Source organism: Pseudoalteromonas sp. DSM 26666 (assembly GCF_900116475.1).
Taxonomy (GTDB): domain Bacteria; phylum Pseudomonadota; class Gammaproteobacteria; order Enterobacterales; family Alteromonadaceae; genus Pseudoalteromonas; species Pseudoalteromonas tetraodonis.
Genome location: NZ_FPAR01000004.1, coordinates 369,194 through 394,371, shown reverse-complemented (window position 1 = coordinate 394,371; position 25,178 = coordinate 369,194). Strand labels below are relative to the sequence as shown.

General features: G+C 40.1%; 23 protein-coding genes. 16 read left to right on the top strand and 7 right to left on the bottom strand.

Features of this window, described 5'->3' with window-relative positions; all coding sequences use genetic code 11:
- Window positions 1-69: 69 nt before the first annotated feature.
- From purL to BM380_RS10115, 4 genes are all read left to right on the top strand, one after another.
- Entirely contained in the window at window positions 70-3,960 is a 3,891-nt protein-coding gene (gene purL / locus BM380_RS10130; RefSeq protein WP_090494246.1) for a phosphoribosylformylglycinamidine synthase, read from the top strand.
- Between the two features lie 96 nt (window positions 3,961-4,056).
- Entirely contained in the window at window positions 4,057-6,513 is a 2,457-nt protein-coding gene (locus BM380_RS10125) for an intermembrane phospholipid transport YdbH family protein (RefSeq protein WP_090494229.1), read from the top strand.
- Window positions 6,510-6,707, top strand: coding sequence for a YnbE family lipoprotein (locus BM380_RS10120; RefSeq protein WP_028835526.1), 198 nt, complete (start codon window positions 6,510-6,512; stop codon window positions 6,705-6,707). The genes BM380_RS10125 and BM380_RS10120 overlap by 4 nt, the downstream gene beginning before the upstream one ends.
- Window positions 6,708-6,718: 11 nt before the next feature.
- Window positions 6,719-7,048 carry a YdbL family probable chaperone protein gene (locus tag BM380_RS10115; RefSeq protein ID WP_008468219.1) on the top strand — a complete coding sequence of 110 codons (330 nt, stop codon included), beginning with the start codon at window positions 6,719-6,721 and terminating at the stop codon, window positions 7,046-7,048.
- Window positions 7,049-7,084: 36 nt separating this feature from the next.
- Here BM380_RS10115 and BM380_RS10110 read toward each other — a convergent pair whose 3' ends face one another.
- Together BM380_RS10110 and waaA are read right to left on the bottom strand one after the other, a co-directional pair.
- Window positions 7,085-7,633: a DUF1415 domain-containing protein gene (locus BM380_RS10110; RefSeq protein WP_033104011.1), complete on the bottom strand. Its 549-nt coding sequence runs from the start codon at window positions 7,631-7,633 to the stop codon at window positions 7,085-7,087.
- Complete coding sequence (gene waaA, locus BM380_RS10105) at window positions 7,630-8,913, bottom strand: lipid IV(A) 3-deoxy-D-manno-octulosonic acid transferase (protein WP_090494227.1); 1,284 nt, start codon at window positions 8,911-8,913, stop codon at window positions 7,630-7,632. The genes BM380_RS10110 and waaA overlap by 4 nt, the downstream gene beginning before the upstream one ends.
- Window positions 8,914-9,237: 324 nt before the next feature.
- On the opposite strand from waaA, the gene BM380_RS10100 reads away from it, so the two are divergent.
- The gene (locus BM380_RS10100) at window positions 9,238-9,828 is read left to right on the top strand and encodes a D-sedoheptulose-7-phosphate isomerase (RefSeq protein WP_028835523.1); all 591 of its coding nucleotides are present in this window, start codon (window positions 9,238-9,240) and stop codon (window positions 9,826-9,828) included.
- Window positions 9,828-11,267 (top strand): bifunctional D-glycero-beta-D-manno-heptose-7-phosphate kinase/D-glycero-beta-D-manno-heptose 1-phosphate adenylyltransferase HldE, encoded by a 1,440-nt coding sequence (gene hldE, locus BM380_RS10095; RefSeq protein ID WP_090494225.1) that lies wholly within the window; start codon window positions 9,828-9,830, stop codon window positions 11,265-11,267. The genes BM380_RS10100 and hldE overlap by 1 nt, the downstream gene beginning before the upstream one ends.
- Before the next feature lie 64 nt (window positions 11,268-11,331).
- Here hldE and BM380_RS10090 read toward each other — a convergent pair whose 3' ends face one another.
- Window positions 11,332-12,879: a capsule assembly Wzi family protein gene (locus tag BM380_RS10090; protein WP_090494222.1), complete on the bottom strand. Its 1,548-nt coding sequence runs from the start codon at window positions 12,877-12,879 to the stop codon at window positions 11,332-11,334.
- Between the two features lie 169 nt (window positions 12,880-13,048).
- Between BM380_RS10090 and BM380_RS10085 the strand changes: the two genes are divergently transcribed.
- Both BM380_RS10085 and BM380_RS10080 read left to right on the top strand, forming a co-directional pair.
- Window positions 13,049-14,122: a hypothetical protein gene (locus BM380_RS10085; RefSeq protein WP_090494220.1), complete on the top strand. Its 1,074-nt coding sequence runs from the start codon at window positions 13,049-13,051 to the stop codon at window positions 14,120-14,122.
- A complete protein-coding gene (locus BM380_RS10080; protein WP_090494218.1) occupies window positions 14,119-15,204 on the top strand; it encodes a glycosyltransferase in 1,086 nt (361 codons plus the stop codon). The genes BM380_RS10085 and BM380_RS10080 overlap by 4 nt, the downstream gene beginning before the upstream one ends.
- 6 nt (window positions 15,205-15,210) lie before the next feature.
- On the opposite strand, the gene BM380_RS10075 is transcribed toward BM380_RS10080, so the two are convergent.
- Window positions 15,211-15,930, bottom strand: a complete 720-nt coding sequence (locus BM380_RS10075; RefSeq protein ID WP_090494215.1) for a 3-deoxy-D-manno-octulosonic acid kinase — start codon at window positions 15,928-15,930, stop codon at window positions 15,211-15,213.
- A 123-nt stretch (window positions 15,931-16,053) separates the two neighbouring features.
- Here BM380_RS10075 and BM380_RS10070 point away from each other — a divergent pair, with 123 nt between their 5' ends.
- The 6 genes from BM380_RS10070 to glpG all read left to right on the top strand — a co-directional run bounded on the left by BM380_RS10070 (window position 16,054) and on the right by glpG (window position 21,325).
- Window positions 16,054-17,115: a glycosyltransferase family 9 protein gene (locus BM380_RS10070; RefSeq protein WP_090494212.1), complete on the top strand. Its 1,062-nt coding sequence runs from the start codon at window positions 16,054-16,056 to the stop codon at window positions 17,113-17,115.
- Window positions 17,112-17,681: a D-glycero-beta-D-manno-heptose 1,7-bisphosphate 7-phosphatase gene (gmhB, locus tag BM380_RS10065; protein ID WP_090494210.1), complete on the top strand. Its 570-nt coding sequence runs from the start codon at window positions 17,112-17,114 to the stop codon at window positions 17,679-17,681. Before BM380_RS10070 ends, gmhB begins: the two co-directional genes overlap by 4 nt.
- Before the next feature lie 163 nt (window positions 17,682-17,844).
- The gene (locus BM380_RS10060) at window positions 17,845-19,041 is read left to right on the top strand and encodes a glycine C-acetyltransferase (protein WP_058154271.1); all 1,197 of its coding nucleotides are present in this window, start codon (window positions 17,845-17,847) and stop codon (window positions 19,039-19,041) included.
- 52 nt (window positions 19,042-19,093) lie between these two features.
- Complete coding sequence (gene tdh / locus BM380_RS10055; RefSeq protein ID WP_010390995.1) at window positions 19,094-20,119, top strand: L-threonine 3-dehydrogenase; 1,026 nt, start codon at window positions 19,094-19,096, stop codon at window positions 20,117-20,119.
- A gap of 70 nt (window positions 20,120-20,189) precedes the next feature.
- A complete protein-coding gene (gene glpE / locus BM380_RS10050; RefSeq protein WP_028835516.1) occupies window positions 20,190-20,507 on the top strand; it encodes a thiosulfate sulfurtransferase GlpE in 318 nt (105 codons plus the stop codon).
- Complete coding sequence (gene glpG, locus BM380_RS10045; protein ID WP_090494208.1) at window positions 20,504-21,325, top strand: rhomboid family intramembrane serine protease GlpG; 822 nt, start codon at window positions 20,504-20,506, stop codon at window positions 21,323-21,325. The genes glpE and glpG overlap by 4 nt, the downstream gene beginning before the upstream one ends.
- Here the strand turns inward: glpG and BM380_RS10040 are convergent.
- On the bottom strand, window positions 21,322-21,720 hold the full coding sequence (locus tag BM380_RS10040) for a flagellar basal body-associated protein FliL (RefSeq protein ID WP_008468199.1): 399 nt from the start codon (window positions 21,718-21,720) through the stop codon (window positions 21,322-21,324). The two genes, glpG and BM380_RS10040, sit on opposite strands and share 4 nt — an antisense overlap.
- 250 nt (window positions 21,721-21,970) lie before the next feature.
- On the opposite strand from BM380_RS10040, the gene BM380_RS10035 reads away from it, so the two are divergent.
- Both BM380_RS10035 and ubiA read left to right on the top strand, forming a co-directional pair.
- Window positions 21,971-22,516, top strand: coding sequence for a chorismate--pyruvate lyase family protein (locus tag BM380_RS10035; RefSeq protein ID WP_090494206.1), 546 nt, complete (start codon window positions 21,971-21,973; stop codon window positions 22,514-22,516).
- Window positions 22,513-23,391, top strand: coding sequence for a 4-hydroxybenzoate octaprenyltransferase (ubiA, locus tag BM380_RS10030; protein WP_090494203.1), 879 nt, complete (start codon window positions 22,513-22,515; stop codon window positions 23,389-23,391). Before BM380_RS10035 ends, ubiA begins: the two co-directional genes overlap by 4 nt.
- Here ubiA and BM380_RS10025 read toward each other — a convergent pair.
- Window positions 23,388-24,008 carry a 2OG-Fe(II) oxygenase gene (locus tag BM380_RS10025; RefSeq protein WP_090494201.1) on the bottom strand — a complete coding sequence of 207 codons (621 nt, stop codon included), beginning with the start codon at window positions 24,006-24,008 and terminating at the stop codon, window positions 23,388-23,390. The two genes, ubiA and BM380_RS10025, sit on opposite strands and share 4 nt — an antisense overlap.
- A gap of 95 nt (window positions 24,009-24,103) precedes the next feature.
- Window positions 24,104-24,982, bottom strand: a complete 879-nt coding sequence (locus BM380_RS10020) for a LysR family transcriptional regulator (protein WP_064662950.1) — start codon at window positions 24,980-24,982, stop codon at window positions 24,104-24,106.
- Between the last annotated feature and the right edge of the window lie 196 nt (window positions 24,983-25,178).

Here is a 25,178-nt window from a genome sequence, read left to right as displayed (position 1 = left end):
TGAGAGTAATTTGGACTATAATACGCGCCTAAAATATCGTTCAATCCCTAACCCCGGGTGAAATTACTTATGTTGATCCTTCGTGGTGCACCAGCACTTTCAGAGTTCAGAGTTAATAAAATTTTAGCGCGTTGCCAACAATCGCAACTTCCTGTCACCAATGTATATGCCGAATACGCTCACTTTGCCGATTTAACATCGCCATTAAACACTGATGAGCACACCAAACTTGAAAAGTTATTAACCTACGGCCCAACAATTGCTGAGCATGCGCCAGCAGGTCAGTTGGTATTAGTGACGCCTCGTCCTGGTACAATCTCGCCATGGGCTTCAAAAGCGACAGATATCGCTCATAACTGTGGGCTTAAACAAGTTCATCGCGTAGAGCGAGGTATTGCTTACTATGTTGAAGGTGATTTAAGTGCAGAACAGTTAGCACAAGTTGCAGCACTTCTTCATGACCGCATGACTGAAGCTACTCACAGTAAATTAGAAGATGCCGCGCAGTTATTTCGCAGCGATGCACCTCGTCCAATGTCATCAGTTGATATTTTAGGTGGCGGCCGTGAAGCATTAGCCACAGCAAATATAGAGCAAGGGTTTGCGCTTGCTGATGATGAAATTGATTATTTAGTTGAAAACTTTATTAAGTTAGGGCGTAACCCTAACGATATTGAACTGTTTATGTTTGCTCAAGCGAACTCAGAGCATTGTCGTCATAAAATATTTAATGCTGATTGGACTATCGATGGCATTGAACAACCAAAGTCGTTGTTCAAAATGATTAAAAATACCTTTGAGCATAATCCTGAAAATGTATTATCTGCTTATAAAGATAATGCAGCCGTAATGAAAGGCTCAAAGGCGGGTCGCTTCTTCCCGAATGCGCAAGGTGAATATGCGTATCACCAAGAAGACATTGAAATATTAATGAAGGTTGAAACCCATAACCACCCAACGGCAATAGCGCCTTTTTCTGGTGCGGCAACAGGGTCGGGCGGTGAGATTCGCGATGAAGGTGCAACTGGTCGTGGTTCAAAACCAAAAGCGGGTTTAGTGGGCTTTACTGTATCTAATTTACGTATTCCTGGTTTTGAACAGCCTTGGGAAAGTGATTTTGGTAAGCCTGGCCGTATTGTTAATGCTCTAGATATTATGACTGAAGGCCCATTAGGTGGTGCTGCGTTTAATAACGAGTTTGGCCGTCCTAATTTATTAGGTTATTTCCGTACTTACGAAGAAAAAGTGACCAGTCACAATGGTGAAGAGGTGCGTGGTTACCACAAGCCAATTATGCTTGCCGGTGGTTTAGGTAATATCCGTGCTGATCATGTTCAAAAAGGCGATATTCCAGTTGGTGCAAAACTCATTGCACTAGGCGGCCCTGCAATGAACATTGGCTTAGGCGGTGGCGCTGCATCAAGTATGGCATCGGGTCAATCAAATGAAGATTTAGATTTTGCCTCTGTACAGCGTGAAAACCCAGAAATGGAACGCCGTTGCCAAGAAGTAATCGACAAATGTTGGCAGCTAGGTGATGCAAATCCAATTGCGTTTATTCATGATGTGGGTGCAGGTGGTTTATCTAACGCATTCCCTGAACTTGTTAGTGACGGTGGACGTGGCGGTAAATTTCAGCTTCGTAATATCCCAAATGATGAACCGGGCATGGCACCACATGAAATCTGGTGTAATGAATCGCAAGAGCGCTATGTACTCGCTGTCGCTGTTGAAGATTTTGATCGTTTTGAAGCTATTTGTAAGCGTGAAAGAGCGCAATATGCGGTTATTGGTGAAGCAACTGCAGAACCTCATTTAACGGTGGCTGATAGTCACTTTGAAAATAACCCTGTTGATTTACCGCTCGATGTTTTATTAGGGAAAGCACCTAAAATGCATCGTGATGTAACATCACAACAAGTGTTAGGTAAAGCGCTCGACGTTGAAAATATCAGTGCTGCTGATGCTGCAGAACGTTTATTACGTTTACCAACCATTGCTGAAAAAACCTTCCTCATTACTATTGGCGATCGTTCGGTAACAGGTTTAGTAGCACGCGATCAAATGGTGGGGCCTTGGCAAGTACCGGTAGCTAACTGTGCTGTAACCGCAGCAACGTATGACACTTACCATGGTGAAGCAATGTCACTGGGTGAGCGCACGCCTGCAGCACTACTTAACTATGGCGCTTCAGCGCGTTTAGCAGTGGCAGAATCGTTAACGAATATTGCCTGTGCAAACATTGGCTCTCTTGAAAATATTAAGTTATCTGCAAACTGGATGGCCGCAGCGGGACACCCAGGAGAAGATGCCGGTTTATACGAAGCGGTAAAAGCGGTGGGTGAAGAGTTATGTCCGGCACTTGGGTTAACAATTCCTGTAGGTAAAGATTCTATGTCGATGAAAACGACATGGAAGAACGAAGATGATGCTACAGAGCAATCTGTAACATCACCGTTATCGCTTATTATCACTGCGTTTGGTCGTGTTGAAGACGTACGTAAAACAGTGACCCCACAGTTACGAACAGATAAAGGCGATACATCGCTTATTTTAGTTGACTTAGGCGCGGGCAAAAACCGACTGGGCGCATCAAGCCTTGCTCAGGTTTATAAGCAATTAGGTGATACAACACCTGATGTAGATAGCCCAGAGCTACTAAAAGGTTTTTACAACGCAATGCAAGCACTTGTCGCTGATAGTAAGTTACTTGCGTACCATGACCGTTCAGACGGTGGTTTATTTACCACTATCGCTGAAATGGCATTTACCGGTCATACCGGTGTTACCGTTGACTTAGCAGATTTAACCGGCTCTGATATTGAAGCGCTTTATAATGAAGAGCTAGGTGCGGTCATTCAAGTTGCAAACAGTGATTTAGAGGCTGTAAATGCGGTATTTGAGCAGCATGGTGTTGCCGCAATTAGTCATGTGATTGGCTCGCTTAATAACGACGATAACATCGTGTTTAATCGTGGTGAGCAAACAGTACTTAATCATACTCGTACTGAACTTCGTACAATTTGGGCCGAAACAACGTATCAAATGCAAGCGCGTCGTGATAACCCAGATTGTGCTAAGCAAGAGTTTGACGCTAAGTTTGACGCAAAAGATCCTGGCTTAAATGTAAAACTTAACTTTGATTTAAATGAAGATGTTGCAGCTCCATATATTGCAACTGGTGCTAAACCGCAAATGGCTATTTTACGTGAGCAAGGTGTAAACTCTCATTTAGAAATGGCAGCTGCATTTAACCGTGCGGGCTTTGCAGCGGTTGATGTGCACATGAGCGACATTTTAGAAGGGCGCTTAACACTTGAGCAATTTAAAGGCTTAGTGGCGTGTGGCGGTTTCTCTTACGGTGATGTGCTTGGTGCGGGTGAAGGTTGGGCTAAGTCAATACTGTTTAATGACATGGCACGCGATCAATTCCAAAGTTTCTTCCACCGTGAAGACACCTTTAGCTTAGGGGTATGTAACGGTTGTCAGATGCTATCAACATTAAAAGAGTTGATCCCAGGTACTGAGCATTGGCCACGCTTTGTAACGAACAAGTCAGAGCGTTTTGAAGCACGCTTTAGCTTAGTTGAAATACAAGAGAATCCATCGGTATTCTTTAATGGTATGGCGGGCTCGCGGATGCCAATTGCGGTATCTCATGGTGAAGGCCATGCAGAGTTTGCAAACGAAGCAGCAACAAAAGCAGCACTTGCAAGTGGTACTGTAGCGGTTAAATTTGTTGATAACTACGGCAACCCTACAACGCAATACCCAGCGAACCCGAACGGCTCGCCAGAAGGTATCACAGGTATTACATCAACAGATGGCCGTGCAACTGTAATGATGCCACATCCAGAGCGTGTATTTCGTACTGTTGCTAACTCTTGGCACCCAGATGAGTGGAAAGAGGATAGCCCATGGATGCGTATGTTCCGTAATGCGCGTAAAAATGTAGGTTAATATACACACTAGATTCATGATCTGGATGTAAAATAAAAAAGGCTGCCTTGTGCAGCCTTTTTTGATTATAGTGATTAAAAAACATGTAAGGATAATATGTTTAAGCGCATTGGTTTAATTGTTGGCACTCTTTTACTGAGTCTATTATTACTCGGGTATGTATTTCGCTTGCCTTTACTACAATGGGCCATTGCCCCTGAACTTAAAAAAGCAGGTGTCACATTAAGCTGCCTCGATTTTTCAATTACCTCAAAGTTAAATATACATGCCGACACTGTGTGTTTAAATTACCAAAACCAACAATTACAACTCTCTGATATTACTGCAAATACAAAGCATGTCAGTGTTCAAAGTGCAATATTAACGCTCAATCCATTACCTAAAAGTGATAACGCTAATCAACCGGCTAAACAGCTTGAGATAGCGCTACCTTCAAATCGCCCACTCATTAATATTAAACAGCTTGTAGTAAACAGTAATCAGCTCAGTAAACCATTAAAATTTAGTGTATTAGAACCTGCGCTAAATCAATTTAATGTAACGGGCGATATAAATGCGAGTGCGATTTTAACCACCAATAAAATAAGTGGTCAGCTAGCAGTTGATGACATTTTGTTAAAACAGGTAATAAACACTAAAAACACCTTACTCGATGCTGTTAACTTTAATACTCAACAAGTGTTTAGTTTTGACGGGATTGAGCTTAAGTTGAACGGGGGGATTAGCGCTCAATTTGCTCATACGTTTGAGCAATGCCAATTTAATTTATTAACCACTGGCCAGATGGCTACTCGCTTTAATTTAAATAACCAAGCGTTAATCCTAGATACCGGTTCACTTAATAACAAAATTAATTTAACCCCTCGCTGTACTGAGTTAATTCCACCAAGTAAGTACGCAGATTTTGTAAGCAAACAAGTTGCTTTAAATTGGCAGGTTAAGCTTTCTCAAGCTCTTCGCATAGAACAAGGGGAGCTGAGTATTCCAGTAATCAATTTGATGAGTGAAGGTAATAAGCACTTTGATATTTTAATAACAGATACCGCACTCCCTATTAACGCTTTGCTTGATAATATGCAGGCAAAGGTGTCTGCTCAAATAAACACGCCAGATATAAACAGCATTAATATAAGCGCTCAGCTAAATGGTACTAAAGTTAAAGGTGATTACAACGTTGAGCTTGAAAGGCTACCCGCATTTATCCCTGTTACTGCTAATATGCTTAATTTCAGTGGTTACTTTGAATTAAGTGAATTTATTGACTCAAAACCCGTCGGGTACACACAGAGTAAATTTTCCGTTGCTAGCTTTGAAGCTTTTGATGTAAAAGCAGTGCATTATCAAGGTGGTTTAACCGCGAAAATGGATAAACAACTAAATGCAGAAATTACATTAACTAATCAGTTAAAAAATGCGGCATATAAAGAATTTAAACTTACCAATATAAATAATAGTCTCACGGCAAAAGCAAACCTAGGTGTAGGTGAGTTATTTGCTCATTTAACTGCGAAAACGCAAATTAAGGCTCTTAATAGCGCTGATATAAGACTGAATAATATAAAAATAGACTCGAGTGGATTACAAAGCCGTGCACTTAAAGCGTCGCACCATGCGTTTATAGATGATATTGAGTTGGTGGTAAATCATCATATATCGTCACAGGCGCATCCGTTTGAGGTGATTGTGCCAGCGCAAAGTGTGTTGCCATTAAACACCTTTATTAATCAGTTTTATCCACTTGCTAAGCTGACAAAAGGTACTTTTAACGGCAATATTAGTGGCGATGTCAATTTACAAAGGGCATCCTTTGATATAGATATTCGCCAATTAAGTGGACTTTATAATGACTACCTTGCAAGTGATTTTAGTAGTGTATTTAGCGGGGAGTTTAATTCAGGTAGGCTTAATGTAAAACCGACTACCTTTCATTTAAATGAGTTTAGAGCGGGCGCAGTTATCAAAGGCCTTAAAGGGCAATGGCTCGTCAATAACAATAATGTGCTTGTTAGTAATGTTGAAGGTAATGTGCTTGGCGGTACATTTTTATTAGATAACTATACGCTTGGACAAGAAACCCAAGTTAGCACTGTAACGTTTAATAATATTGATGCAAGTAAGCTGATCACCCTTGATGATAAGTCGGGTATTACTTTAACAGGACGTTTGGCTGGTACACTGCCGGTGAGCGTTAATAAAAATGGTGTGCACATTAGCCAAGGCAGTCTGTTTAGCCAAGGTGAGGGCAATTTAAAAATTAGCAATAATGCTGCATTTGATTCTGTGATGCAGCAACAGCAAGAGTTGCAACCTGTACTGGGGTTATTGACTGATTTAGATATTCAAAAACTCAATAGCAGCGTTGTACTTAAAAATGATGGTTGGTTAAAGCTTGGAGTTAATTTACAAGGTTATAATCAGCAAGCGCAGCAGCAAGTTAACTTTAATTACAACCATGAAGAAAACATATTTACGCTTCTACGGGCACTGCGTTTAAGTGATGAAATTACACAAAAAGTTGAGCAACAATTTTCACAAAAAGGAAATGGGCAATGAGACAGTCGTTATCGATAAAAGTGCTGCTCGCGTTAGCAGCAATATCAGCACTAAGTGCGTGCACGCATCGTGTTGAGGTGTCGGCTAAAGAGCCAATCACTATTAATTTAAATGTTAAGGTTGATCATGAAATTCGTGTCAAAGTAGATAAAGAGCTCGATAATTTATTTAGCGATGACAGTGAGTTATTTTAAGGAGCTAGAATATGAATATTAAAAATAAATTAAATATAGTAACCCTAATTAGTGCCGTTTGTATGTCATTTTCAGTTTGGGCTATGAGTTTAGATGAAGCTAAAAGCCAAGGCTTAGTTGGTGAAAACAGCTCAGGCTACCTTGGATTAGTTGTACAAAATACAGAAGCAAAAGCGGTTGTTGATGACGTTAACGAAAAACGTAAGGCACAGTACTTAAAATTAGCTAAAAAGAATAACTTGTCACTTGCACAAGTTGAGGCATTGGCAGCGGCAAAAACAATCGAAAAAACGCAAAGCGGCCACTACATTGAAGTAAACGGTAGCTGGGTCAAAAAATAAAGTTAATGGGTTAACTAAAGGTATTAAAAGCCGAGCTTATACGCTCGGTTTTTTACAGTTTTCTAATAATTGTTGCCAAAAATCAATGCCTTTTCGGCGTGCTAAGTTTATATTATGCTCAGGAATAGACTCAGGTTCGTCATAATTTTCAAGTGCTTCACTCATACTTGCTTCACGAATTAGGTGCAAGGTAGGAAACGGCGCTCTATTTGTGTAGTTGGCCGCATCGGTTTCATCGCTATCGGCAAATACATAATCGGGGTGAAAATTTGCAATTTGATATTTACCTTCAAAGCCTTGTGCAACCAATAGCGCATTTGCTAAATCGACTAAATCTAAAAAGTCTTCAAAGTCACTAAAACCGTTATCGAACATGATTAGCGTGGTTTCTCGTTCTCTCTCGCGGTCAAGCTCGATACATTGCTCAAGCATATCCATTACAGCATCATCGATAGTATTGGCGTTACTTACAATGTAATGAATACAGTTGTTTTCGACTTCTTTACGGGCAAACGGGCAAAAGTTATATTTTACAATAACGGATGAAACCCATTCTCGGGTTTGGCTAATAGCTATGTTAGTCACTGTTTTGGCTCTAAGTATTGATTAATAATAGTGAGTGTTTTTTTTATGGCGCCTTGGTTTTTAGCAACACATTGCGCAGCTTTTGTGCCGAGCGTTTGGCATGCCTTTTTATTTTGGCTAAAAGTAATGAGTTGTTGTGCCAGTTCATCTGCATTTTCTACCACGCATGCCCCTTTAAGCTTTGTTAACTCAGGATAGACATGATCAAAGTTATAGGTATGAGGGCCTGTTATTACACCAATCGAAAATGCGGCTGACTCAAGCGGGTTATGACCACCACGACGAATCAAACTACCGCCAATATAACTAACACTAGCCGCGCCGTATAAACACTGTAATTCACCTAGCGTATCGGCAAGTAAAACGTGTTCGTTTTGGTAATTATTTTGGCTACGACGACTAAAGCTTAAAGTACTTTGTGTGAGTAGTTCAGCCACTTTATCAAATTGCTCGGGGTGTCGCGGGGCAATAATCAATAAAGCATCAGGCTGCTTTTTTAACAACTGCTGGTGGGCATCGAGTATTAATTCATGCTCTATAGGGTGAGTAGAGCCTGCCACCCATATAAAACGTTCTTGGCTATTATAGTGCTGTTTGAGTGCGCTCACCTTTGTTAGTTGCTCTTGAGTAGGGCTAATATCAAACTTGATTGAACCTGTAACATGGCTTTTTGAAGGCTCAAGCCCAAGTGCAATAAAACGCTCTGCATCTGTTTTGTTATGACTGGCTAACGCAGTAATAGAGTGCATAATACGGTGAGTTAACTGCGCAACCTTTTGATAACCCTGCTGCGACTTTTCAGAAAGTCTCGCATTAACAACCAATACCGGGATTTTTTTGTTATGCGCATTAGCCATAATATTTGGCCACAATTCAGTTTCTAAAATACACAGTAACTGCGGTTTTACGCGTTTTAAAAATCGAGCAGTGGCAAAAGGAAAATCGATAGGTAAATAACTAGTAGCGACGGTATCTTTAAATTGTGCTGTTATTTGTGCGCGGCCAGTCGGGGTATTACAAGTGATCAGAATATTGAGCTGCGGGTGCTCATTTTGCAACGCTTTAATTAATGGCGTAGCTGCTATTACCTCTCCTACAGAAGCACAATGAATAACAACAGGTTTAGTGTTATTAGAAAATAAACAGCGGCGTACAAAACCAAAACGTTCTCTAAAATGCGCGCGATAACCCGAATTTTTTTTACCACGTAATACATATAAATAAAATATGATTAAAGGGCTAATAATGATTAGTGCAAGTGAATAAAAAGTGCGTGCCATACTGAGCTTTGTTTAAGGTAATTGTAGCTAGTTTATCGTGAAACGGCTTATTTCTAAACATACAAAGTATAAAAGTTGGTTTGAGTTCATTTACTAGGGTATAAACTAAATCAATGTCATTCAAATCACGCTATTGCATCAGTTTCATGATTTTAGGAAATGCTTATGGTTACTTTTATAACAAAAACGATTTCCATGCAGTAAGCCTTTGATTTTAGTTTCTGTGAAACATCTAATTTAGTTATATAGAGGTGATTTGGCTATAAAATTATGGAATAATGAAATTAATTTTTCCTGCCATTTCAGTTCCAAGAGGAATATCTCATGTCAATTATAGATTCAGTGGCAACCAGCTACCTAGAAAGTTTAAACCGTCATCAAGTATTGTTTGAAACAATGGAGGCGTATCATCAAGAGGTAATGCAGTTGCTAGAAGCATGTCATAGTGCTTTACAAGCTGGTGGTAAGGTGGTTTGGTTTGGTAATGGCGGCAGTGCTGCCGATGCTCAGCATTTAGCTGCAGAGTTTGTGGTGCGTTATAAATTAGAGCGAGGCCCATTAGCGTCTATTGCTTTAACCACAGACACGTCTATTTTAACGGCGCACAGCAACGATTATCATTTTGATACTGTGTTTGAGCGCCAAGTACAGGCGCTATGTAAACCTGAAGATATCGTGATTGGTTTAACTACATCAGGTACCAGTAAAAATATCAATTTAGCATTAGAAGCTGCTAACAAAATAGGGGCATTCACGGTTGCATTTACTGGCCGTGACGGCGGGCAAGTAAAAGATATTGCAAAGTTACCTATTATTATTAAAAACGACGAAACCGCGCGTATTCAAGAAGCACACATGTTTATTGGCCATTGGTTATGTGAAGCCATGGATATGGTTGTTGCGGAGCAGCAGTAATGGATTTATCTTTACTAAAGAACTTATCAGCAGCACGTATTTTAGTGGTGGGCGACGTGATGCTCGATCGCTATTGGTATGGTGATTCAGGGCGTATCTCACCAGAAGCGCCAGTACCCGTTGTTAAAGTAAGTAAATTTGAAGACAAGGCTGGCGGTGCGGCTAATGTGGCTAAAAATATAGCCCGTTTAGATGGTAAAGTGGGGTTGTTAGGCCTTATTGGCGAGGATGAAAGTGGGCAAATTTTAGAAAATATTTTAGAAGGTGAAAAAATAAATTCACAGCTTGTCAGCGTGTGTGATTTACCGACTATTTCTAAAATGCGTGTAATTAGCCGTCATCAGCAAGTGGTACGTTTAGATTTAGAAGAAACTTTTAACGAATCACATAGCCAGCTTTTATTGAATCGATTAGAGCTTGTGCTAAATGATTACGACTTTATAGTGTTTTCTGATTACAACAAAGGCTCGCTATCGCTGATAAAAGAGATGATAAGTGTGGCCAAAAAAGCAGGTAAAACGGTACTTGTTGATCCTAAATCATCAGATTTACAGTTATATCGCGGTGCTGATTATATAACACCTAATTTAAATGAATTTAAATTAGCAGGCGGGCAAGTGGGCTCAGAAGAGACGCTTGCAAGTAGTGCACGAAACCTCATTAGTGATGCGGGTATAACGGCGATGTTACTTACCCGTTCAGAGCAAGGTATGTCGCTTATAAATGCCACTGAAAAATATGATTTTGCAGCTCAAGAGCTTGAGGTCAGTGACGTAACTGGCGCTGGGGATACTGTTATTGCAACCCTTGCCGTTATGTTAGGTGCGGGCATGACTGCCAAAGATGCAGTCGAAATTGCAAACTTAGCAGCCGGTATTGTGGTAAGTAAATTGGGCGCGGCTACAGTTTCTCCAGAAGAGTTAAGCCGAAAACTGGGGCAATATTTACAAGCAACTGGCGAGCATTATCAAACCCCGTTTGATGATGTATTGCAGCATATTGAATTTGCTAAGCAAAATGGTGAAACGATTGTATTTACTAATGGTTGCTTTGATATTTTGCATGCAGGGCATGTGCGTTATTTAGCGCAAGCTAAAGCCCGTGGGGACAGATTAGTGGTTGGTTTAAACAATGATGAATCTATTGCTCGTTTGAAAGGCCCTGAACGCCCAATAAACCCATTAGATGAGCGCGCCATGGTCCTCAGTGCACTTGCCTCCGTTGATTGGGTTATCCCGTTTGGGAGTGCTGATGAAAATGACACGCCAGCAAAACTTATCGAGCAAATAAGCCCTGATATTCTTGTCAAAGGCGGCGACTATACGGTAGAACAAATAGCCGGTGCGGAGCATGTGCTGCGCCATGGCGGAAAAGTCGAAGTGCTTGAGTTTTTAGATGGCTGTTCAACATCAAAAGTGATTAGCAAAATAAAAAGCTAGTTAGTGAAATCAAAAAAAGGGGATAAACTGCAGTTTATCCCCTTTTTTAATGTTATTAATGAAACTAAAAGTTGTATTCGAACTTAGCAAATGCAGACGTATCGTTTTCTGCTCCATCGTTATTAGAGGCAAGTCCGCCAAGGGTTAAGCGCCCTCCCATGGCAAGCATTCTATAACGTACTTCAAGCTGCTTAGAACTAAATGCGGTTTTTGTGATTGAGTTACCTAAATCTGGATTATTAGGGTAACGATCGCGGTTGTCGCTATTGAAGTCAATATCACGCAGTTTTACTTGCCAATCAGTTCCGTTAGAAAGTTGCCCAAGTACAGTAAGTACTAGTGACTGCGTATCATTATCATAAGTAGAGCCGATAGGACGGCCATGATAGCGATAGCCTGATTGATAATCTGTGTGCTCATAATAGCAGTTTTCGGTCGTTGACCCCGCAGAGCAAGAGACACCTGTATCAATATATTCTAAGTTGACTAGTAAATTCTGCTCGTAAACGCGATGTGTTGTTTGTAAGCCAAATAAATACGCTCTATCTGCTGGTTTAAATTGTGAGCTCGCATCTTCACCAATGGTACTTGCATAAATAGCATAAGGTTGATTGAACAACGTATCAGACCAGCGAATATCAATACCGGCTAATTGATTACCAATTTTTGACTGTAACTGGCTATCACAATTACTGGTGCCATCAACGCATTCTGTATCACCGGCAATCATATCGATAAAGTCACTAGCCGAGCTTGGTTGTCCTTTCCCTGCCCATTGTGCTGTCCAGCTTAATGCTATTTCTAATTGTTGAACGGGGCGAAAGTTAACACGAGTGCTCCATAATAACGCATCAGGAATAACGCGGTTTGATTCAAGTTTAGCCATTTTTGCAGTAAAGCTCCACTGACCAATCCAACTCAGCCAAGGTGTTTCAAATGCACTGCTTTGTTCTCTGCTGATACTTATTGCAGGAAGTGGTTTGGCGTTACCAGACATAATTAGACTGTTATCAACGCCTGGTCCCCAAAACTGTTCAACCGCACCGGCTCTAAATATCCAATTACCCAAACGATACGCTAAATAGCTATCATCAAGTGAGGTATCATTGCAGTCAGTCAGTGCTTGCTCATTGTTAACTATATCGTCTGTTGTTTTACCGTTGACTAAGCAGTTTTTGCCATCACTGCGGTGATTAAGCGCAATTTTAGCTGCAAAGTTATGTCCTAGGTAAGCATAGGCTGCTGTTAATTCTGACTCTTGGGTATTCGTTGCACCAAAGCTGGTGGTCGCTAATGGGTCTGAGCTGGCAAATGCAGAAAGTTGAACACTATGTGAACCACTGTTTTCTGACTTATAACGATGTTTTACACGCAATAACGCATCTTGTAAGCGAGGTGATAATTGCTCTAGTCCGGCATTATCGATATCAGCAATAAAGCTTTTCCACATTAACGGGTAAGTCGTTACCGGGGCTAAAATAACACCTGCATCGGCGAGTTGCTGGATATCCGCTCTTAACCCAAAATCATCAGGTTTAACCCAGGGTTCAGCATAAACAGGGGTACTCATTGCACAAAAAAGCGAAGAAAGTATAAAAATTTTGTTTCGCAAAGCTCAGATCCTTGTGATTGAAATTGCCGGTAAGTTTAGCAATCTAAGCATCTTATTGCAGTAATTAAATCTAAATTGGTATGTTAAATCATATAGAAAAATGCTTACCATCTATCGCTAAAAAGTTGCCATTGGTATACTGCAGGTCAAATAAGCCAGTGAGATTGTAATGAGCAAAAAACGACTTTTATTTATTCCTGTGTCATCACCAGAAGGTATTGGTGAATATATGCGCTCATTACAGCTGGCTCAAACTTTAAAGGCTGAGTATGGCAAGCAGTTAGATATTCATTTTATCTTAAATAAGCATACGGCTTATGCTAAAAGCTGCCCGTTTTCTAGCTTACTCTTAAACCAATCGGCAACAAAAGAAAATACGCACGTATGTCAGTTTATTGATCAATACAAACCAGATGCGGTGCTTTTTGATTGCGCAGGACGCGCTGAGCAAATGAAAGCGGCAAAAAAAGTGGGTGCTAAAGTTGTTTTTATTTCGCAGCATGCAAAAAAGCGGGCAAAAGGTTTAAAGCTTAATAGGACTGGTCTTATTGATACTCATTGGGTTGTACAACCGGATTACTGTATTGAACCTCTTTCGTGGTATGAAAAGCTAAAATTGAGCATGTTGCCTTTGGCCTATCCTGCTAATGTTGGGCCATTTACAGTATTTGCATCAGCGCAACAAAAATGCGATGCACTAAACCGTTATCACTTGAAAGAAAAAGAATTCTTTATTGTTAACGCGGGCTCTGGTGGTCATACAGTTAATGGCGTAAATTGCGCAGATATATATTTTCAAGCAGGGCTTGTTATTGCTAAACAAACAGGCTTGAAAGGCGTGGTGGTATTTGGCCCTAATTACACTAAGTCGCTACCTAAAACCAATGAGTTAATTTGTTTGCCAAGCCAAGAGGGAACTGAATTTTTAGCCTTACTCAGTCAGGCTAAAATTGCATTACTGAGCGCGGGTGATACTTTACTACAAGCTATTGCTTTGCAAACCCCAACCATTGCTTGTGCTATTTCAAAAGATCAGAGTGATCGAGTCGCACGTTGTGCAGCCACTGGCGTTGTTAAACAAACTGAGCTTGATATTTTAGACATCACTCAAAAAGTGCAAGAGCTACTTACTGAGCCAAATTATAACAATACACTCAGCCAATATATGTTGTTAGAAAATGTACATAGCTTTGATGTTATAACGAATGGTGTAAAAGTACTGTTGCAGGGGAATAAGCTATGAATATTGTCATTGTAATTGACTCTCTTGTTGGTGGTGGCGCTGAAAAGGTAATGCTTACATTAGCGCAAGAGATGGTATTAAAAGACCACAATGTGACTATCTTGTCATTGGCGCAAAATATTGAATATGACATTCCAACCACTTTGAACGTTGAAAGTTTATTTTCAGGTCGAGCAACAAAAGTAGATCGATTTTGGCAGATAAAAAAGAATATCAGAGTGTTAGAGACATGGTTTGAGCAAAAGTTACGGCAACTTGGGTCTATTGATATAGTACTTTCTAATTTAGATCGTAGTAATAACTTATTAGCGCAGAGTAAAATAAAAAATACCCATTTTGTTGTTCATAACTCAGTTAATGCAGAGCTCGCTAGGCAAAAAAAACTAGGCCCACTTTCATACTTATATCTTAAAAAGAGTAAACAAAATCTTAATGGTAAATCACTGATCTGCGTGTCCAAAGGGGTTGAAGAAGAAATACAACAAGGCAGCTTAATAACCCCAAGTGCTATTACCACTATTTATAATCCATTCAATTTTAAAACAATCAATGATAAAGCTAATGAGGTGAATACAAATATACCCGATTCTCCCTATCTTATTCATGTGGGACGTTTAGCTAAACAAAAACGCCATGATATTTTATTTTCTGCATTTGCCAAGTTAGATAAAAAATACAAATTAGTGCTGTTATGTAACAAAAAAGAAAAGGCATTAAAGTTAGCCAAAGAATATGGTATTGAAAATCAGCTTATTGTTCCGGGATTTGTACAAAACCCATATAACTGGATAAAGCAGGCAAAAGCTTTATTGTTAAGTTCAGACTTTGAAGGGTTTGGTAATGTGCTAGTCGAGGCTTTAGCAGTAGGTACGCCTGCTGTCAGTACTGAGTGCCCTCATGGTCCAAGTGAAATACTTACGGGTGAACTAAGTAAATATCTAGTACCTATTGGCCAAGGTGAGCTCCTAGCGCTCGCAGTTAAGCAAGTGCTCGCAGATAACCCAAATGTAACCAACGCAGCTATTTTAGAAAAGGTGTGTGCCGATAGAGTAACAGAGCAATACTTAGCGTTAGCAAACTAGTTTTTATTAGGTTAACCCATTATGGTAGTGTTTATTTAAACTTTGCCAATCGTTTTCTTGCCAATGAAAGCTGCTATTGCGGCTTTGCTCTTTTAAAAATGAGCGCTGTAGGCGAGACATGTTGCTTTGTTGCCATTTTTTATCGGGTGTTTTTATTTCGCCGCGGTCAAAATCGATAATAAAAACGTTGCCACTGTCATCAAATAAAATATTATTAATATTTAAATCAGCGTGATACACCCCTTTATTATGAAATAACGCAATTGTGCTGGCTATTTTTTTTATTTCAATATCATTCAATGCGCGTTCAATCAGTATATCTAATACGCTTTTAGCGCCGCTAACTGCTTCAGTAATAATATCACCTCGGTAAATAAAACCATGGCGGCTCACTTTAGCGGCAATAGGTTTTGGTACATTTAAACCTAGCTCTATTAATTGTGTCATCAAGCTAAACTCTTTATAAACACGGGTATGTTCAAGCCCCCAGTACAAATACTGATCACTGAGTAGCTTTCCTATCAGGCCGCCACGCCAATAATGGCGCAACACAGCCGTTAAATCTGTGTGTTTAAAAAACCATGCGGTTGCACGTCCCTTTTTAGCGCCAACAATTTTTTGCTGTTGCTGCCAAAAGTCGGGGCTAAACCAATCTAGCGATATCTGCGTGCTATATTGAGGATGGCTTAAAATGACATGGTTATTTTTGATGTGTTGATTAAACATAGCTCATAGGATTCACTTTAATATGTGCATATATTAACGTGTTTTCAGGCTAAGGATAAGTACTTGCAATGACGCGATTATAATTTAAGATCGGGTTTTATTATATTATGCCCAAGGATACGTGTGACTTCAGCGCCTACTTACACTTCAATTTGTATTTTACGTCTTTCTGCTATTGGTGATGTATGCCATGCAGTAAGTGCGGTACAAGCTATTCAAAAAGCACACCCAAATGCCAAAATTACATGGGTGATAGGGAAGGTCGAGGCGATGCTGTTAGCAGATTTGCCTGGCGTTGAGCTTGTTGTATTTGATAAAAAACAAGGTAAAGCGGCACTGAAACAGTTAAAGCAAACCTTTAAAGGGCAGTGTTTTGACGTACTGCTTAATATGCAAGTGGCTTTAAGAGCAGGTTTTGTTGCTCGCTGTATTCCTGCCAAAGTTAAAATTGGTTTTGACTGGGCTCGTTCAAAAGAGCTACATAGTTTATTTATTAATAAACGCATTAAAGCCCAATCTCAGGCGCATGTTTTAGAGGGATTTAAAGGCTTTGCCCAAGCGATTGGTGTTGATGATTATGTCCCTGTATGGAATATGCCCTTTACCAACAAAGATCAAGCTAAAGCTGATGAGCTGTTAGGTGACGATTATTTATCAAATAAGCTATTTGTTATTTCGCCAGCAGCAAGTAAAGCACAGCGTAACTGGTTAGCCGATCGCTATGCTGCGCTTGCGGATTATGCACATACACAGGGGTTTAAAATAGTATTAACTGGTGGACCGACTGAACTGGAAATTAATTTAGCAAATAACATCATTAAACACTCTGATTCACCCATTCTGAACTTGGTGGGTAAAACAAAACTCAAAGAATTATTGTGCGTACTTAAGCGTGCAGACTTAGTACTGGCACCTGACACTGGCCCAGCTCATATGGCGGTGACTGTGGGCACACCGGTTATTGGCTTATATGCGCATTCAAACCCAGCGCGAACGGGGCCTTATTTATACCAAGACTACGTGGTTGAGGTTTACCATCAAAACTTAGTAAAGCAAACAGGTAAAATCGCCGAGCAATTGCCTTGGGGTACTCGTGTTAAAGGCGATGATTTAATGAGTCAAATAACCACCGATGCAGTAAAAAAAATGTTTGATCATGTTGTTAAAAAAGAGTCGCTGTTATGAATCAAGAAAACACTAACAAGGCGCTTTTTTTAGATCGTGATGGCGTAGTAAATGTTGATCATGGTTATGTGTTTAAAAGCGAAGAGTTTGAATTTATAGACGGTGTGTTTTCAACATGCAAAGCGTTTTATGATGTGGGCTATAAAATAATTATAGTGACTAATCAGTCAGGCATTGGCCGTGGTTATTATTCTGAGAGCGAATTTTTAGCCCTTAGCGAGTGGATGAAAGCGCAGTTTAGCGCTCATCAAATTGAAATTACGGACGTTTATTTTTGTCCCCATCATCCTAAAAACGCATTACCAGATTATTTAAAAGAGTGCGATTGCAGAAAACCAGCGCCTGGCATGTTACTACAAGGGATCAAGGAGCATCATATCGACCCTGCGCTTAGCATTATGGTGGGTGACAAATTAGGTGACATGCACGCTGCCATTAGCGCTAATGTACGTACCAAAGTACTGGTACGTTCGGGGCAAAAATTTGATGACAAAGCTGTAAACTTTGCTGACTATGTTTGTGACTCAATCAACGACCTTCCGGCTTTGTTTGCTGATCTAACGTAGTACACACCTCAAGCCTGTAAACTGGCAGCTTTTCCTGCCAGTTAGGCAATTTGCGACGAATGACAAACAGTGCAATTTGGCGCTTAAACTTTTACAATACCCGCATTATAAATAGCAGCAACACGTCTGCTGTTTAACCCGTTCAACCAAATGGAGATCACAGATGAGAGCATCTGCTTTTTTTAGCCAATTACAACAGCAAATCGAAGACGTTAAAGCGGAAGGTTTGTACAAGAATGAACGTGTTATCACTTCGCAGCAGCAAGCTCAAATTGAAGTGGCATCAGGCGAAAAAGTTATTAATTTTTGTGCTAACAACTACTTAGGTTTAGCTAACAGCCCAGAGCTTATTAAAGCGGCGCAACAAGGCTTAGATGACCATGGATTTGGTGTGGCGTCTGTGCGTTTCATTTGTGGTACACAAGATATTCATAAAACGCTCGAGAAAAAAATCAGTCAATTTTTAGAAACTGAAGACACCATTTTGTACTCATCGTGTTTTGATGCCAATACGGGGTTGTTTGAAACCATATTAGGTGCAGACGATGCGATTATTTCTGATTCATTAAACCATGCTTCTATTATTGATGGCGTACGTTTATGTAAAGCGAAACGTTTCCGTTATGCAAATAACGATATGGCTGATTTAGAAAAGCAATTAATGGCAGCCGATGAAGCCGGTGCTAAAACTAAATTAATTGCAACCGATGGCGTGTTCTCAATGGATGGCGTTATTTGTAACTTAGAAGCCGTATGCGACTTAGCTGATAAATACGATGCACTTGTTATGGTTGATGACTCACATGCTGTTGGTTTTGTTGGCGAAAACGGTAAAGGTACACCTGAGTACTGCAACGTGCTTGATCGTGTTGATATTATTACTGGTACCTTAGGTAAAGCACTAGGTGGAGCCTCGGGTGGTTATACCTCAGGTAAAAAAGAAATTGTTGAATGGTTACGTCAGCGTTCTCGTCCTTACTTATTCTCAAATTCGTTAGCGCCTTCAATTGTAACGGCGTCAATTAAAGTGTTAGAAATGCTTGAAAATGGCGGTGAGCTTCGCGCTAAGCTATGGTCAAATGCTAAATACTTCCGTGAGCAAATGGAAGCGGCTGGTTTTACCTGTGCAGGTAAAGATCATGCGATTATTCCTGTGATGCTAGGAGACGCCAAAGTAGCGTCACTTATGGCTGATAAGTTATTGGCTGAAGGGATTTATGTAACCGGCTTTTCATTCCCTGTTGTACCAAAAGGGCAGGCGCGTATTCGTACCCAAATCTCTGCAGCGCACAGCAAAGAACAGCTTGATACAGCCATTGCAGCATTTACCCGTATTGGTAAAGAGATTGGTGTTATTTAATTTTCTTGTTAAATCGCGGCTAAAGTCGCGATTTTTTAATTGAGTGTGAATTATGAAAGCATTATCAAAGTTAAAAGCAGAGCCAGGCATTTGGATGACAGATGCACCAAAGCCTGAAGTGGGTCATAACGATCTGTTAATTAAGATTCGTAAAACGGCTATTTGTGGCACCGATGTGCATATTTATAAGTGGGATGAGTGGGCACAAAACACCATACCGACGCCTATGGTGGTTGGCCACGAATACGTGGGTGAAGTAATCGACATGGGACAAGAAGTTCGCGGTTTCGAAGTTGGCGACCGTGTATCAGGTGAAGGTCATATAACCTGTGGCCATTGTCGTAACTGTCGTGCTGGGCGCGTTCACTTATGTCGTAATACAACAGGGGTCGGTGTAAACCGCGAAGGCGCATTTGCAGAGTATTTAGTGATTCCTGCATTTAATGCGTTTAAAATCCCAGATAATATTAGCGATGAACTTGCCTCTATTTTTGACCCATTTGGCAATGCAGTACATACCGCATTATCGTTCGATTTAGTCGGTGAAGATGTCTTGATCACCGGTGCTGGCCCTATTGGTATTATGGCAGCAGCAGTGGCTAAGCATGTGGGTGCACGCCATGTGGTTATTACTGATGTAAATGAATACCGCCTAGACTTAGCACGTAAAATGGGCGCAACGCGTGCTGTAAACGTCGCGAATGAAAAGCTTGAAGATGTAGCTAAAGAGCTGGGCATGACTGAAGGCTTTGATATTGGCCTAGAGATGTCAGGTGTACCAAGTGCATTTAATGCCATGCTAAATAACATGAATCATGGCGGCAAAATTGCCATGTTGGGAATTCCACCTTCAGATATGGCGGTCGATTGGAATCAAGTTATTTTTAAAGGCTTAGTGATCAAAGGTATTTACGGTCGTGAGATGTTTGAAACTTGGTACAAAATGGCCAGTTTGATTCAATCAGGGCTTGATTTAAAACCAATTATTACTCATCAGTATTCAATAGATGACTTCCAAGCTGGCTTTGATATGATGATTTCAGGTCAGTCAGGCAAAGTTATTTTAAACTGGGATTAAACGTAAAACAGTAAAAATAACGGGAAGGCGGCTTTTGCCGCCTTTTATTTTATTTATTAAAGAGATTTCAATGGCATTTAAACATATATCAATCGCACAAACCCTTGAACTACTTGATAAAGAAGATGTAGTGATTGCTGATATTCGCGATCCTAATTCGTATCAAGCGGGTCATATTCCGGGTTCAGAGGCATTATCTAATGCGAATATTGCCCAATTTATGATGGAAAAGGAGTTTGACCAGCCGATTATTATTGTCTGTTATCACGGTATGAGCTCACAAGGCGCTGCCAGCTACTTAGTAGAGCAAGGCTTTGAAGATGTTTACAGTATGGATGGCGGTTTTACTGCATGGGAAGCCGCTTACAAGGATAAAATAGCACGATGATAGAGCTAGGCAGCCTAACTAACCCTCGCGCTGCACAGGGCTTTATAGATTATTTAAAAAGCCAAGGGTTTAGCGGGCAAATTCGTAATGAGGATGGCCATACGCTTGTCATTAGTGTGGCACCTGAGGACTTTCATGCGGTGCAACCGTTGTGGAATGAATTTGCTAAAAACCCTAATCATGAACGTTATCAACAAGCGTCATGGCAAGTAGGCAGCACGCAATCACCATTAAAATATCAAGGCCAGTCGCTTAATTTAGTCGCGCGGTTTAAAGCCTTAAGTTGGCTTAATCAAAGTGTTAGCATACTGAGTATTATTGTTTATATTGCCTTTTTATTGGGTGCGTTTGAACCTATTTACATGGCGTTGCAGTTTAACCCTGCGTCACCACTTACTTGGTTAACCCCGGCTATAGTGCATTTTAGCGCCATGCATATCGTGTTTAATCTAATTTGGTGGGTTTCACTGGGTGACAATATTGAAAAGCAATGTGGTAAGTCGAGTCTAATCGGACTCTTTTTAGTTACCGCTTTAATAAGTAATTGGGCACAGTACTTAATGGTCGGTCCTAACTTTGGTGGGCTTAGCGGTGTTGTATATGGGTTGTTAGGCTTTTGTTGGATTTACAGCACCCTTAACCCTAAACAGCCTGCACTGGTTACAACTGCAATTGTTGGATTTATGCTGGTATGGTTAGTACTTGGTTTTGCAGATGTATTATTTGTTGGAATGGCTAATTGGGCACACTTAGGTGGGCTCGTTAGCGGTATGGCTTTTGCCTATACCGCTCAGCTTTTTAAAACAAAAAGTGCCTAATGATATAAATATTTAGTAAATAAGAGATCACGGATGATCTCATGCCCTGTTTCTTCTTTAAGAAGGCTCTTTAGTTTTTCTGCGCTTTTAAGGCGTATTTGCTCGCGTCCTGTTAAAGACTTTATTTTGTTTTCAGGCTCTTTAGATAATATCTCAACTAACGCATCACGAAGTAACGGCGTGTGGTGTTCCACGATTGCAATATCTGATGTTTTATTAAGCATTAAATCAACAGTGACACGTACATAGCCCATTTTTTTACTCGATGGGCCAATGTAGTTGGTAATAATATCTGGCTCAAACCCAAAATAACCGACAGTAGACTCAGCACGTGCCGATAAGCTAGTTAAGCTGACTAGAAGAATAAAAAGGCCTGTAAATACTGTTTTTTTCATTTCAAAAGCGTTTCCGTAAACTGGTTACAAATAGTTTATACTTATTAGTAAATAAGATACAGCAAGATGCTGTTATTTGTTGAGTTATGTAAAGGCACTCTGTACTCAAGTTTGGGATAGGCAATAGCGAGAGTCAAATGTTGATTAGCTTTTTATAATAACAGGGTGTGCTTGGTAGTGAGTAAATCGCGCTTTTTCAAATCTCTTAGCAATGTTATGATCTTGCTGATTTTTATCAAGTAGAGCTATTGTGATTACGTTTCCTCTTTCTTTATCTGCTGATTGGCAGAGTACTTCTCAAGTCTGTGGCTTATCTAGCGCTGAGCAAGAGTGGCTATTTGAACCGCATTCTTTAACGGCTAAATTAAAAAGCCAGTCGCAGCGTTTTGCTGTAAAGGTGCTGAGCGAGCAAAAAGTTAACCTCTCGCAACCTCAGCAAGCTTTATTAAGTAATGAGGTGAACACCGTACTTAACCGTGAGGTTTTATTGTTGTGTGATGACAAACCGGTTGTATATGCTCAAAGCTGGTTGCCAATATCAAGTAACAATACAAACAATCAGCTGCATAATATGGGTGAACGTCCGTTGGGTGATGTCATATTTCAAGACCCTGCGTTAAAGCGTACCGATATTGAAATTGCTCGCTTTGATGATAACCACTCATTGCAATCACTGGTGAGCGAACTTAATTTACCGAATCGCTCTTTACTGGGCAGACGCAGCGTATTTTCTTTACATGACTATCAATTTTTGGTCTGTGAGGTTTTTTTACCAGGAGCCTATTTATACTCATGAAACTAGCCGCTTTGTCTGTTAATCATATTCCCTATTACATCCAGTTAATGCGAATTGATAAGCCCATAGGCACCTTATTGCTACTTTGGCCAACTTATTGGGCACTGTGGATAGCGAATGATGGCTTGCCTAGCTTAACAAATTTTATTGTGTTCACCCTTGGGGTAATAGTTATGCGTAGCGCAGGGTGCGTTATCAATGACTTTGCAGATAGAAAAATTGATGGCTCAGTAAAGCGCACTTGTCAGAGGCCGCTAGCAACCGGAGCGGTAAGCAGTGGGGAAGCAATTAGTTTGTTTTTATTACTCGTTGTCATCGCTTTTATATTAGTATTATTGCTTAATACCAATACTATTTTGTTATCGTTTGGTGCGCTTGGGCTCGCGTTTTGTTATCCCTTTATGAAACGTTACACGCAACTTCCTCAAGTTGTATTAGGCGCGGCTTTTGGCTGGGCAATCCCTATGGCTTTTATGGCATCAACAAACTCTCTACCCGTGCAGGCATGGTTGCTATTTATTGCCAACATTTGTTGGACGGTGGCTTACGACACTATGTACGCCATGGTTGATAGAGACGATGATTTAAAAATAGGAGTAAAATCAACCGCTATTTTATTCGCCAGTTATGATCGCCATATTATAGCGCTACTTAACTTCAGCTTTTTTGCGCTGATGGTTTTAATTGGATTGATGAATCAAATAGGATTTAGTTTTTGGTTGGGATTAGCTGTTGCAGCAATGTTACTTGTGTATCAACAGCGTTTGATTCATTTACGCCAGCGAGATAATTGCTTTAAAGCATTTTTAAATAACCATTACGTAGGACTGGCTATTTTTATTGGTTTATTATTTTCTTACCCCGTTTTTGCTTAACGGGGTGGGTCGATAATGCCACTAATTGACGCGTTTTTTCTGAACCAACCAGCAATCGAATAGCGGTTATCAACAGCAGGAAGTACTTCATGTACAAAGCGTTCGCTTTCAAATAATACCAAAGTGCCTGCCGTGGGTTTTATTACTATTTCTATGTCTTTACTTTTAGGCTTGTAAATAACTAGCTCTCCACCTTTCTCTGGAGAGTTCAAATATAATACCGTAGTAAAAACACGGTTTGAACGACCTTTAAATGCATCTACATGTTTTTTGTAAAAATCACCCTGCGTGTATTTTGCATAGTGACATTCATAATCAAACAAGCCCATGAAAAAGTTACGATTAAGGGTAGTGCGAACAGCTTCCATTATTTGTTGATAGCTAAGCTGTGCATTTGAGCTGCCATCAAACCAGTAGGTTTTATCTTTACGAACGGAATCATCAATTTGTAAATTGTTTAATCGTCCAATACCGGCAAGGCTAAAGTGAGGATTTATTCTATAGCAATCAGCCATCAACTCGGATATTAAGTCACTATCAATGGCGTTTTCAATAATGGCATAGCCATGCGTTTCAATGTGCTCTAGATAAATTTCAGCAGCTGTAAAGTTATTCATTAACGCTAGTCATAATATAAGGGAGCGTTAGTGTAGTGAAAAAAAACTTTAATGCCACTAATTTATAGTTGTTATAAAACGCATGGAGTCATTTTTTATGCTCTTGAAACTTTCTTAATTAGCGAGAGTAGGTGGTCAACATGCTCACCTGCCTCTATCTGCTTGCTTGTTTGCACCACAAGTTGTTCATGGCTAATATCGTTATTCGTTTTAAGCTGGATTAAGTTATGGTTTTCTGCCACAGAGCTGGTGTGTTCAATACCTGCAATAGCAAAATGATCTGACTTTTCAAGTCCAGCCATTACCTGCTCAATACTACCTACTTTAATAGTTGAAACTTTATTTAACGAGTCTATTACTTCATTAAGCATTGATTGCACTTGTTTTGACTGCGAAAAACAACTGAACATTGGATAGCTTTCGAGCTCTTTTTTACTAATATCGCTTTTATTTGCTAAAGGGTGTTGTTTTGAACAAAATAAAATAAGTTGATCAGGTAATTGTATATCGCTACCAATGCTATTGACTATTTGCGAGCATACACTAATGTCAATTTCCCCTTGAAGCAGTTTTCTATGAAGCTCAGTTTTATTTTGCAGCTGCATTTCAATTTTAATATGCGGGTACTGACTCAAAAATTCGCCGCATGTGATTGGTACTATGCTGCTGGTTGTTGTGGTGTAGCCAATCACTAATTTTTTTTCTTCTGTGCCATTAATTGATTGAAAAGCGCGATGCTTTATTTGTTCTAACTCATTGAGCGTATTTTTAGCAAAGTCGAGGAAAAGTTCGCCTGCTTGAGTTAACTTAACCGAGCGAGTAGAGCGGGTGACTAGTTCGTAGCCAAGCTCCGTTTCAAGAGTTTGAATGCTACGGGTTAATGCAGATGTGCTAATTTGGGTTTGTTCAGCAGCTTGCCTAAAATGACGAAGCAGGCCAAGTGCTACAAACTGTTCTAATTGTTCAAATCTCACTATATAGTCCTTTTTTATAGGTAAGCTAGGGGAATTACAGATTTAATACTGACTTTATATCCCTACAGATCAGTTGAAATAAGGTTTTTAACCACTTATTAAGATTAACTTTCTTTTAATCGTATTTAAAGAGAATAGTTGCAAAATGTTGTTATACCTTTGGGTAATGTTAAATTACTGTAGTGTTTTATTATTG

What these genes read in the sequence shown, in the direction of transcription:
- BM380_RS10120 (WP_028835526.1), top strand. Translation starts at nt 6,510, where the DNA reads ATGAGACAGTCGTTATCGATAAAAGTGCTGCTCGCGTTAGCAGCAATA.
- gmhB (WP_090494210.1), top strand. Translation starts at nt 17,112, where the DNA reads ATGAATCAAGAAAACACTAACAAGGCGCTTTTTTTAGATCGTGATGGC.
- ubiA (WP_090494203.1), top strand. Translation starts at nt 22,513, where the DNA reads ATGAAACTAGCCGCTTTGTCTGTTAATCATATTCCCTATTACATCCAG.
- BM380_RS10060 (WP_058154271.1), top strand. Translation starts at nt 17,845, where the DNA reads ATGAGAGCATCTGCTTTTTTTAGCCAATTACAACAGCAAATCGAAGAC.
- glpG (WP_090494208.1), top strand. Translation starts at nt 20,504, where the DNA reads ATGATAGAGCTAGGCAGCCTAACTAACCCTCGCGCTGCACAGGGCTTT.
- BM380_RS10115 (WP_008468219.1), top strand. Translation starts at nt 6,719, where the DNA reads ATGAATATTAAAAATAAATTAAATATAGTAACCCTAATTAGTGCCGTT.
- tdh (WP_010390995.1), top strand. Translation starts at nt 19,094, where the DNA reads ATGAAAGCATTATCAAAGTTAAAAGCAGAGCCAGGCATTTGGATGACA.
- BM380_RS10085 (WP_090494220.1), top strand. Translation starts at nt 13,049, where the DNA reads ATGAGCAAAAAACGACTTTTATTTATTCCTGTGTCATCACCAGAAGGT.
- BM380_RS10040 (WP_008468199.1), bottom strand. Translation starts at nt 21,720, where the DNA reads ATGAAAAAAACAGTATTTACAGGCCTTTTTATTCTTCTAGTCAGCTTA.
- purL (WP_090494246.1), top strand. Translation starts at nt 70, where the DNA reads ATGTTGATCCTTCGTGGTGCACCAGCACTTTCAGAGTTCAGAGTTAAT.
- hldE (WP_090494225.1), top strand. Translation starts at nt 9,828, where the DNA reads ATGGATTTATCTTTACTAAAGAACTTATCAGCAGCACGTATTTTAGTG.
- BM380_RS10025 (WP_090494201.1), bottom strand. Translation starts at nt 24,008, where the DNA reads ATGAATAACTTTACAGCTGCTGAAATTTATCTAGAGCACATTGAAACG.
- glpE (WP_028835516.1), top strand. Translation starts at nt 20,190, where the DNA reads ATGGCATTTAAACATATATCAATCGCACAAACCCTTGAACTACTTGAT.
- BM380_RS10100 (WP_028835523.1), top strand. Translation starts at nt 9,238, where the DNA reads ATGTCAATTATAGATTCAGTGGCAACCAGCTACCTAGAAAGTTTAAAC.
- waaA (WP_090494227.1), bottom strand. Translation starts at nt 8,913, where the DNA reads ATGGCACGCACTTTTTATTCACTTGCACTAATCATTATTAGCCCTTTA.
- BM380_RS10125 (WP_090494229.1), top strand. Translation starts at nt 4,057, where the DNA reads ATGTTTAAGCGCATTGGTTTAATTGTTGGCACTCTTTTACTGAGTCTA.
- BM380_RS10075 (WP_090494215.1), bottom strand. Translation starts at nt 15,930, where the DNA reads ATGTTTAATCAACACATCAAAAATAACCATGTCATTTTAAGCCATCCT.
- BM380_RS10080 (WP_090494218.1), top strand. Translation starts at nt 14,119, where the DNA reads ATGAATATTGTCATTGTAATTGACTCTCTTGTTGGTGGTGGCGCTGAA.